This window comes from Enteroscipio rubneri, from assembly GCF_002899715.1.
Classification (GTDB): domain Bacteria; phylum Actinomycetota; class Coriobacteriia; order Coriobacteriales; family Eggerthellaceae; genus Enteroscipio; species Enteroscipio rubneri.
Window position 1 is genome coordinate 1 of the sequence record NZ_PPEK01000028.1, and the last position, 5,449, is coordinate 5,449.

Annotated in this window: 3 rRNA genes; all 3 read right to left on the reverse strand. The window is 60.5% G+C overall.

Going from position 1 to position 5,449, the window contains the following annotated elements:
• Positions 1 to 144: 144 nt before the first annotated feature.
• The 3 genes from rrf to C2L71_RS11735 all read right to left on the reverse strand — a co-directional run bounded on the left by rrf (position 145) and on the right by C2L71_RS11735 (position 5,168).
• Positions 145 to 259, reverse strand: a 5S ribosomal RNA gene (rrf, locus tag C2L71_RS11725).
• Positions 260 to 391: 132 nt separating this feature from the next.
• Positions 392 to 3,357: ribosomal RNA gene (locus tag C2L71_RS11730) — 23S ribosomal RNA — on the reverse strand.
• A gap of 300 nt (positions 3,358 to 3,657) precedes the next feature.
• A 16S ribosomal RNA gene (locus C2L71_RS11735) occupies positions 3,658 to 5,168 on the reverse strand.
• Together the 16S, 23S and 5S rRNA genes form the textbook arrangement of a ribosomal RNA operon.
• Positions 5,169 to 5,449 lie beyond the last annotated feature (281 nt).

Here is a 5,449-nt window from a genome sequence, read left to right on the forward strand (position 1 = left end):
GCCCTGCCGCCGAAGATAGCCGTTCGGCGATGCGGATGGCAGCGCGCCTCCGTGCCCGAAAACGAGAAAAGGGCCCCTCTCGGGACCCTCCGGCTCGTCGGCCGCGCACGATGCGCGGCACGGAATAGCGAAAAGCGCCCTCCGCGAGCGCGACGCCCTACCCTCCCGCAGCCTGACGCTGCAGTACTCTCGGCGATGGCGGGCTTAACTTCCGGGTTCGGAATGGGACCGGGTGATCCCCGCCTCCATGGTCGCGCTCGCGGGGGGCGCTCCCCCGCGGCTCCTGTATAAGAGCCGCCCGGTGCGGCGCCTCCGCGCCACCCTGGCGGTTGCACAGCGCTCGACACGATCGATCGCGAAGCTCGATACAGCCTCGAAGAATGATGCATACTGGAAGAAGAGCTCGGGCTATTAGTACCGCTCGGCTGAGGCGCTCGCACGCCTTACACCTGCGGCCTATCGACCTCATAGTCTATAAGGGCCCTTACCGAAAAGAGAACTCATCTTGGAGACGGCTTCCCACTTAGATGCTTTCAGCGGTTATCCGTGCCGAACGTAGCTAGGCAGCCGTGCCGTTGGTCGACAACTGCTGCACCAGAGGTCCGTCCACCCCGGTCCTCTCGTACTAGGGGCAGATCTCCTCAATTCTCTTACGCCTGCGGAGGATAGGGACCGAACTGTCTCACGACGTTCTGAACCCAGCTCGCGTACCGCTTTAAATGGCGAACAGCCATACCCTTGGGACTGACTTCAGCCCCAGGATGCGATGAGCCGACATCGAGGTGCCAAACCTTGCCGTCGATGTGGACTCTTGGGCAAGATCAGCCTGTTATCCCCGGAGTACCTTTTATCCGTTGAGCGACGGCCATCCCACATTGGGCCGCCGGATCACTAGAACCTGCTTTCGCACCTGCTCGGCGTGTCTGCCTCGCAGTCAAGCCCGCTTGCACTCTTGCGCTCTCGGGACGGTTGCCGACCGTCCTGAGCGGACCTTTGCGCGCCTCCGTTACATTTTAGGAGGCGACCGCCCCAGTCAAACTACCCGCCTGGCACGGTCCCCGAGCCGGATCGCGGCCTCGGGTTAGGTCGCCGGAACGACGAGGGCAGTATTCCAAGGTCGGCTCCACGGGAACTGGCGTCCCCGCTTCAAAGCCTCCTGCCTATCCTCTACGCGCCGAGCCAACGACCAATGCCAAGCTGCAGTGAAGGTTCACGGGGTCTTTCCGTCCTTCCGCAGGTAATTCGCATCTTCACGAATAATACAATTTCACCGGGTCCATGGTTGAGACAGCGCCCAAATCGTTACGCCATTCGTGCAGGTCGGAACTTACCCGACAAGGAATTTCGCTACCTTAGGACCGTTATAGTTACGGCCGCCGTTTACTGGGGCTTAGTTTCAGAGCTTCGCTTGCGCTAACCCATCCACGTAACCTTCCAGCACCGGGCAGGCGTCAGACCCTATACGTCGTCTTGCGACTTAGCAGAGTCCTGTGTTTTTGATAAACAGTCGCTTGGGCCGTTTCGCTGCGACCCCCGCACGCTCCAGACGCGAAGTCCTTCACCCGCAGGGGCACTCCTTCTCCCGAAGTTACGGAGTCAGTATGCCGAGTTCCTTAACCATGGTTCTCCCGATCGCCTCGGTATGCTCTACCCGCCCACCTGTGTCGGTTTTGGTACGGGCGCCGATGTCCCTTCCTAGAGGTTTTTCTCGGAAGCATGGGCTCGCCGACTTCAGCTAGTGCCTTCGTCTCGCGTCTCAGGATGCATGCCGCGCTGATTTCCATGCGCGACTCCCTACACGCTTTCACGGGGACGTCCAGAACCCCGCCCGGCTACCCTTCTCCGTCGCCCCTTCGGTATGACGGTCCATCGGCGGTACAGGAATGTCCGCCTGTTGTGCATCGGCTACGCCTTTCGGCCTCGCCTTAGCTCCCGACTGACCCTGGGAGGATTAGCCTTGCCCAGGAACCCTTAGGCTTGCGGCGGCGGCGTTTCTCGCGCCGCTCTCGTTACTCATGCCAGCATTCTCACTCCCGCGCGGTCCACGCAAGGTCACCCTTGCGCTTCGCCCCCCGCGGGAAGCTCCCCTACCACTGAAAATTCAGTCCGCCGCTTCGGTGCCGTGCTTAGCCCCGTGTATTGTCGGCGCATGTCCACTCGACCAGTGAGCTATTACGCACTCTTTAAATGCATGGCTGCTTCTAAGCCAACATCCTGGTTGTCTGGGCAGACGCACATCCTTTGCCACTCAGCACGGATTTAGGGACCTTAGCGGGCGGTCTGGGCTGTTTCCCTCTCGAGCACACAGCTTAGCCCACATGCTCTGACTCCCGGACTCTGATCCACCGGCATTCGGAGTTTGGTTCCTGTCGGTAGGCGGTGAAGCCCCCTCGAGGATCCAGTGCTCTACCACCGGCGGAGAACGTCCGAGGCTAGCCCTAAAGCTATTTCGGGGAGAACGAGATATCTCCGGGTTTGATTGGCCTTTCACCCCTATCCACGGGTCATCCCCTCCGTTTTCAACCGAAGTGGGTTCGGCCCTCCACGGGGTCTTACCCCCGCTTCAGCCTGCCCATGGATAGCTCACCCGGCTTCGCGTCTGCGGCATGCGACTCATGTCGCCATCTTAAAGGCTCGCTTTCACTGCGGCTCGTTTCACAACTTAACCTCGCCGCATACCGCAACTCGCTGGCTCATTCTACAAAAGGCACGCCGTCACACTGCATGAGTGCTCCGACTGCTTGTAGGCGCACGGTTTCAGGTGCTATTTCACTCCCCTCTCGGGGTGCTTTTCACCTTTCCCTCACGGTACTGGTTCACTATCGGTCACAGGAGAGTGTTCAGCCTTGGAGGGTGGTCCCCCCTGCTTCGCGCCGGGTTTCACGTGCCCGGCGCTACTCGGGATCAGGCTTCGGAGGGGGCGCGGTTGTGCGTACGGGGCTCTCACCCTGTTCCGCCGGCCTTCCCAGGCCGTTCCGCTACCGCACCCCTTTGTAACTCCGTCCATGGTTTTAAGGCCCATGGTGCAGCCGTCCCACAACCCCGCATGCAGCAACGCCCTTAAAGCTTACACGTGCATGGGTTTGGGCTGGTGCGCTTTCGCTCGCCGCTACTCGCGCAATCTCGGTTGATTTCTCTTCCTCCGGGTACTTAGATGTTTCAGTTCCCCGGGTTGTCGCCGCGCATCCTATTTTATTCAGATGCGGGCGGCAGGGCATGACCCCTGCCGGGTTCCCCCATTCGGAAATCTTCGGATCAAAGGGTGTTTGCCCCTCCCCGAAGCTTATCGCAGCTTGCCGCGTCCTTCGTCGACTTCCTGTGCCAAGGCATCCGCCGTGCGCCCTTGGTATCTTCTTCCGCAATCAATCTTCTTGCTTTGGATGGGTAATCCATATCGATGCTATCGCGATCGTGAAAGATGCGCGCTCGCTTCGGGGCGCGAGCCCCTCGGCGAGCGTCATCGTTTCGTTTCGTGTCATAACGCTATGCAACTGTCAAGGTGCGCGGGGCGGGAGCCCCGAAAGCCGGATGCTGAGAAAGCCTGTCTGGATCGATGCGGGCGGACGCCGTGCACTCGGACGCCGATCATTCGTATTCTTCTGTTCCAGGCGGGGGAGCTTCGCTCGACCCCTCCGGACACGGTATGTGTCTCCCTAGAAAGGAGGTGATCCAGCCGCACCTTCCGGTACGGCTACCTTGTTACGACTTCACCCCCCTTACCCTCCACACCTTCGACGCCTCCGCCCCTAAAAGGGTTCGGCCGGCGGCTTCGGGTGCAGACGACTCGGGTGGTGTGACGGGCGGTGTGTACAAGGCCCGGGAACGTATTCACCGCGGCATGCTGATCCGCGATTACTAGCAACTCCGACTTCACGGAGGCGGGTTGCAGCCTCCGATCCGAACTGGGACCGGCTTTAAGGGATTCGCTTCCTGTCACCAGGTTGCGGCCCGTTGTGCCGGCCATTGTAGCACGTGTGCAGCCCAGGGCATAAGGGGCATGATGACTTGACATCGTCCCCACCTTCCTCCGGCTTGACGCCGGCAGTCTCCTGCGAGTCCCCAACTGAATGCTGGCAACACAGGACAGGGGTTGCGCTCGTTGCGGGACTTAACCCAACATCTCACGACACGAGCTGACGACAGCCATGCACCACCTGCGCTAGCTCCTCTCGGCCACCGGGTCTCCCCGGCTTCACTAGCATGTCAAGCCCTGGTAAGGTTCTTCGCGTTGCTTCGAATTAAGCCACATGCTCCGCTGCTTGTGCGGGCCCCCGTCAATTCCTTTGAGTTTTAGCCTTGCGGCCGTACTCCCCAGGCGGGATACTTAATGCGTTAGCTGCGGCACGGAGGGAGTATCCCCCCACACCTAGTATCCATCGTTTACGGCTAGGACTACCAGGGTATCTAATCCTGTTCGCTCCCCTAGCTTTCGCGCCTCAGCGTCAGTTGCGGCCCAGCAGGCTGCCTTCGCCATCGGTGTTCTTCCCGATATCTGCGCATTCCACCGCTACACCGGGAATTCCGCCTGCCTCTACCGAACTCGAGGCCTCCAGTTCGGAACCCGGCCGGGGGTTGAGCCCTCGGGTTAGAGGTTCCGCTTAGAGGCCCGCCTACGCGCGCTTTACGCCCAATGAATCCGGATAACGCTCGCCCCCTACGTATTACCGCGGCTGCTGGCACGTAGTTAGCCGGGGCTTCTTCTGCAGGTACCGTCATGGTTTCTTCCCTGCTGAAAGCGGTTTACGACCCGAAAGCCTTCATCCCGCACGCGGCGTTGCTGCGTCAGGGTTTCCCCCATTGCGCAAAATTCCCCACTGCTGCCTCCCGTAGGAGTCTGGGCCGTATCTCAGTCCCAATGTGGCCGGTCGGTCTCTCAACCCGGCTACCCGTCGAAAGCACGGTGGGCCGCTACCCCGCCGTCTACCTGATGGGCCGCGACCCCATCCCCTACCGTCTGGGCTTTCCCCTCCCCGCCATGCGGAGGGGAGGGAGCATCCGGTATTAGCCTCGGTTTCCCAAGGTTGTCCCGGAGTAGGGGGCAGGTTGGTCACGTGTTACTCACCCGTTCGCCACTCTATATCCGTCCGAAGACGGTTTAATCGTTCGACTTGCATGTGTTAGGCACGCCGCCAGCGTTCATCCTGAGCCAGGATCAAACTCTCCGTTCAAACGGAAGCGGGGTCTCCCCCGCGTTCGATCTCTGCTTGTTTCTTGCCGCCTCGCGCCCTCCCTCGTCGGTCGGGCGGGACGGCCGGGGTCCGATACAACGGACATCCGCTCTTGTCTCGCTTCGATTCATTCTGGCTTCTCAGTATCCGGTTTTCAAGGTTCCCGCGGTCCCCCGAAGGGTCCCGCCGCGTCAGCCGGAGCCGAACGCGCAAGGAGATACATTACCTTCCCGCAACCAACCTGTCAAGAACTTTTTTCGAAAACTTGAAAAGTTTTTCGA